This is a genomic window from Xanthomonas sp. MUS 060 (genome assembly GCF_000963215.1).
Taxonomy (GTDB): Bacteria; Pseudomonadota; Gammaproteobacteria; order Xanthomonadales; family Xanthomonadaceae; genus Xanthomonas_A.
In genome coordinates this window covers 1-4,077 of sequence record NZ_JZIM01000056.1, presented here as the reverse complement: position 1 = coordinate 4,077, position 4,077 = coordinate 1, and the positions used below count along the sequence as shown (strand labels likewise).

Below are 4,077 nucleotides of genomic sequence, written 5' to 3'. Positions count from 1 at the left end.
CGCAGTTGACCGCTGGCGATGCGATAGCCCAGCAACAGCACCCAGAAGGTGCTGGCGGTCAGCGCGATCACGCTCACCCACTGCATCGCGCGCGCCGCCGTATGCCGGAGCGCTCCATCGGTGCGTTCTGGTCGTTGCAAGCGACCGACCACCGGCAGCATCAACGCTGCCATGTCATGCTATTCCCTGCATCGTTGATCCCAGTCATCGCCCCAGCGATGGTCGCTGCTGGCTGCGCGCCATCTGCTGTTCCAACTGCTGTTGCTGAGCATACAGCTCATCGCCTAACTGGATCATCCGCTGCCCTTCGGGGGATTGCGAGAATTCAACGGCAATACGGTCAAGCGCATCGTTGTCGCCCGCTTGCAACGCGGCATACATCCTGTCGAGATAAGGATCGTTGAATGGTCCAGCGGATTGTTGTTGGGCGTGCATCGCCGCCTGCGGTTGCGGCGACGTCGCCATGGTCGGCATAGGTTCGTGGTCGGGTACCTGCAATGGCACCTGCCATGCCCCCTGGATGGCTGTGCCATGTTCGTGCTTTGTATGGAGATGCTGCATCTGCTCGGGCCATGTGGGCACGTCCATCGCACGGCGGCCCACACCTGGCGCTTCGGCGCCGCGCAGCACATCGACGGCATCGTTCATTGCACCCTGCACGCCACGCGCGCCCAAGGTCAAACCGGCGCGTAATGTCGCAACATCGTGTCGGTAGTGAGAGATCATCGGCTCGTGCTGCCGCGCTAAATCCTGCGCCGAGGCGTCTTGCAGTACCGAGTGGGCGTGCCGCCCCATGGCATCGACTGGCAGGAAGTTATGGATCCCGTGCGCCGTCGTCATCAACTGCTCAGCCGCGCTCAACGGATTGTGCGTGTGTAATCCATGCGGATGATCGACATAACCCGCTTGCTGCAAGGTGGCGACATCTGTTGTCCTGGCATACACCCGCACCTGCCCGTAATGCTGGCTGGCGGCACTGACCGGATCGCCGGCTATCACGTGATTGATAACAGTGTTGCCGCCTTCGGGGATGCGCCGGTCCAGGCTCACCGCGCCGTAGGCGTTGAAGGTTTCTCCGTGCAAATCGAAATAATGTGCGGTGACCTGCGCCAGATTGCCACCAAGGGAGTGGCCGGTGACGGTGACAGATGGCGCTTTACCATCCTCGGCGATATTTTTTGCATATTCCAACGCATGCTGGGTAAATGCAATTGCATCGGCAGCTTGTGCGTTGTGGCGGGTGAAAACCATGCCACCATCGGTGAACAGACCATCCATCATCATCTGATGCTCAGACTCGGTGCCACGATGAGCCACGATGAATTCGCCTGTATCCATCCTCTGGTAGAGGATGCCTTGATAGCCGGATGCACAGTCTACGTATTCGAGGTGTCTATAATACACGCCACCGATGTAGGTAGCCTTGGTATTTCTTCCGGTCTCTTTCGGTAGGTAATAAACGTCATTCGCAAGTGCGGCATATTTTTGGCTGGTCATACTCATGGACTTACCTTCTCCGTGGTCAGTGTAACTTTGAAAATTTCATGACGTGCTGTTTCATTGAAATCACTGGCATTAACTCGCCCACTATCTAGGAAATCTTCCATCTTCCCTTTCGGGTAACGCCCCTTCCAAAAATAGATGACCCGAGGGTCTCCTTTATCAATATCGCTCTTGATTAGCCAAGGCTGGAAGCGCGTTTCCTCGCGTTTCCCGGTCGCACGCAGGGTCATGCCAACGCCGGTCAGCTCGAACCGGCAGACGCCCATGCCATAGTAGTCCGCATCGATCATGCCATCGGCATACAGTATTGCTATGTAAGTGGATTCATCGAGCTTCTTGAATTGAAGCGGAATGTCATCTTCCTTGGGCTTTGTCGACATGCCTAAGAGATGGTTGTCAACCGGCGTACAGCCGTCGTGATTCGTCATCTGATAGCCAGCAACACCCGAAATATACCCGAATGGCCCCGGCGCATCATCGATAGTCATCCTGATGCGATACGCCTTGGTAGGATGCGGGTTTTTGCGATAGACGGGGTTGCCATCGGCATTCACCTGCGCCGCGCCTGTCTTGCCAGATGTGGCACTCATGGGATTACACCCTGCCAGAAACAGGGTAAGCAGAAAAATCCCGTGCTTTCTGTACTCCATTCACATCACCAGATTGTGTCGCGCCGCCAGGCTGGCGACGCACACCAGATGCGCATCGAAAACCCCTCTTTCATCCATAGCATACCTATCCTCAATAGAGTTAGTGGATAAAATCTACTCTTTTCCCGGATTAAAATCTCTGGAATATTTGCTTTGTGCAATTCGTATAAATAATATTGCACCTAGTAGTTGCATTGTCTTTTTCGCAGTTATAAGTAGCCCTGCTGCTTATTTCATTGACGGAAGGACCGGAAGCCACATTTCTGATGAAATCCCCTTTTTTCTGAGCAGGCTCCGCTACTGCGACGCATTGATTTTCATAAGTATGAATAACATGACACTTATGTTTACTAGCGCCTTGGCATTTTTCAACGGCCTCATTTTCAGCCTCATTTTTACTTATCTTATCTGACGATACACCGACATCATCGGCACCATCATCCGCAACTGCCCCCCATGTCTTGAGCCATTTGCCAGCAGGGCGCGCTTTTTGTGTTTCTGGGATATCTTGTGGTATTGGCGCGCAACCAACTGCTCCCTGGCCGCCAATCGGATACTGTCCAGGGGGGCAATTACCCTCTGCATTTGCATCAATTGAAAAAATTAGCATAAAAAAAGCCATGCATGTCAAGTATTTCATAGGTTCGCTCTCTTTTTAATGCTAACTTGCCATGGGGTTTCTAACAGAAAAGTCAGGAATTATCACGATCTCGTCCAGCTTGTCCGCGTGATCCTGTTGGCAGTGAAGGCACTGTGGGTGTCGCACCTGTAACTCTACTTGGTTGATTAGAATTAGAAGATGCTTCTCCATTACGACTGTCAGCTCTATGACTATTCGGCGCCGCCTGCGCCGGCACATAAGACCCCGGAGGCTGCCCCTGCGGTCCCGGCCCGGCAGACGCGCCACCGGCGTTGAACACCGTGTAGGCCATAAAATTGGTCATATTGCCCTGCCACAACGCCGCTCCGATCGCCGGTAGGGACACGATCAACGCGGTGGCAATCAACCCGATCCACCCCTGTTGCAAGGCCTGCGAAGACAAGCCTTCCGCATTGCCCAGGTTGATGAGTTTCGCGCCCCAGTAGGCCAGCGCAATCCTGGCCGTCATCTTCAACATGATCGCCGTGACCACCGACAGCACCGACATCGAGAACAGCGTGCCGATCAGATAAAACAGCCAGCGTTTGAACAGGTCCTTGGTCTGGTCGAAGATCAGGAACAGGATGAAGATCGGCCCAACCCCTACCAAAAAGGCCATGGTGAACTTGAACATCAGCAGCATCACCCCCGCCATGATCGGCGGGCCGGCGGCACCGAAGCCGGCCAGCAGCAGCGCATTTTCTTTCTTTTTGATGGTTTCCGGATCCGCGGAGTCCACCCTCACCGCGTCCAGCGTGCTCAGCGCCAATTGCGTATAGGTGAGGTTCTCGTCGATCGCGTCGGCGGCGGTCGTGTTCGCATCGCCGGTGAACAGCCAATGGATTTCCTTGTCCAGGTCGTCGGTCATCGTCTTATGCAGCAGTGTGCCGTTGGCACCCACATGGTGAACTTGAACATCAGCAGCATCACCCCCGCCATGATCGGCGGGCCGGCGGCACCGAAGCCGGCCAGCAGCAGCGCATTTTCTTTCTTTTTGATGGTTTCCGGATCCGCGGAGTCCACCCTCACCGCGTCCAGCGTGCTCAGCGCCAATTGCGTATAGGTGAGGTTCTCGTCGATCGCGTCGGCGGCGGTCGTGTTCGCATCGCCGGTGAACAGCCAATGGATTTCCTTGTCCAGGTCGTCGGTCATCGTCTTATGCAGCAGTGTGCCGTTGGCACCCACACCGGCGGCAATGCCCAGGACCACCGCCACCTTGCCGGCCTTGATCATGGTCGCCATCGCCGATTCGCGCAGTTGACCGCTGGCGATGCGATAGCCCAG

General features: G+C 55.4%; 4 protein-coding genes and 1 pseudogene. All 5 read right to left on the bottom strand.

Translation table 11 applies throughout. The annotated features are described in order from the left end of the window. Positions 1 to 204 precede the first annotated feature (204 nt). Positions 205 to 1,503 carry a DUF6792 domain-containing protein gene (locus tag XANALMUS060_RS16660; RefSeq protein WP_045739399.1) on the bottom strand — a complete coding sequence of 433 codons (1,299 nt, stop codon included), beginning with the start codon at positions 1,501 to 1,503 and terminating at the stop codon, positions 205 to 207. Beyond that, the gene (locus XANALMUS060_RS16655; RefSeq protein WP_082065239.1) at positions 1,500 to 2,093 is read right to left on the bottom strand and encodes a hypothetical protein; all 594 of its coding nucleotides are present in this window, start codon (positions 2,091 to 2,093) and stop codon (positions 1,500 to 1,502) included. Before XANALMUS060_RS16655 ends, XANALMUS060_RS16660 begins: the two co-directional genes overlap by 4 nt. Positions 2,094 to 2,283: 190 nt before the next feature. Next, positions 2,284 to 2,793 (bottom strand): DUF4189 domain-containing protein, encoded by a 510-nt coding sequence (locus tag XANALMUS060_RS19220; RefSeq protein ID WP_082065237.1) that lies wholly within the window; start codon positions 2,791 to 2,793, stop codon positions 2,284 to 2,286. Positions 2,794 to 2,845: 52 nt separating this feature from the next. Then, positions 2,846 to 3,694, bottom strand: a pseudogene (locus tag XANALMUS060_RS16645) (type IV secretion system protein); the annotation flags it as partial. After that, a complete protein-coding gene (locus XANALMUS060_RS16640) occupies positions 3,658 to 4,065 on the bottom strand; it encodes a type IV secretion system protein (RefSeq protein ID WP_255352401.1) in 408 nt (135 codons plus the stop codon). The pseudogene XANALMUS060_RS16645 and the gene XANALMUS060_RS16640, both read right to left, overlap by 37 nt. Positions 4,066 to 4,077 lie beyond the last annotated feature (12 nt).

Bases quoted from the DNA above. Each gene is read 5' to 3' on its own strand.
- XANALMUS060_RS16660 (WP_045739399.1), bottom strand. From the start codon at position 1,503: ATGAGTATGACCAGCCAAAAATATGCCGCACTTGCGAATGACGTTTAT.
- XANALMUS060_RS16655 (WP_082065239.1), bottom strand. From the start codon at position 2,093: ATGAGTGCCACATCTGGCAAGACAGGCGCGGCGCAGGTGAATGCCGAT.
- XANALMUS060_RS19220 (WP_082065237.1), bottom strand. From the start codon at position 2,793: ATGAAATACTTGACATGCATGGCTTTTTTTATGCTAATTTTTTCAATT.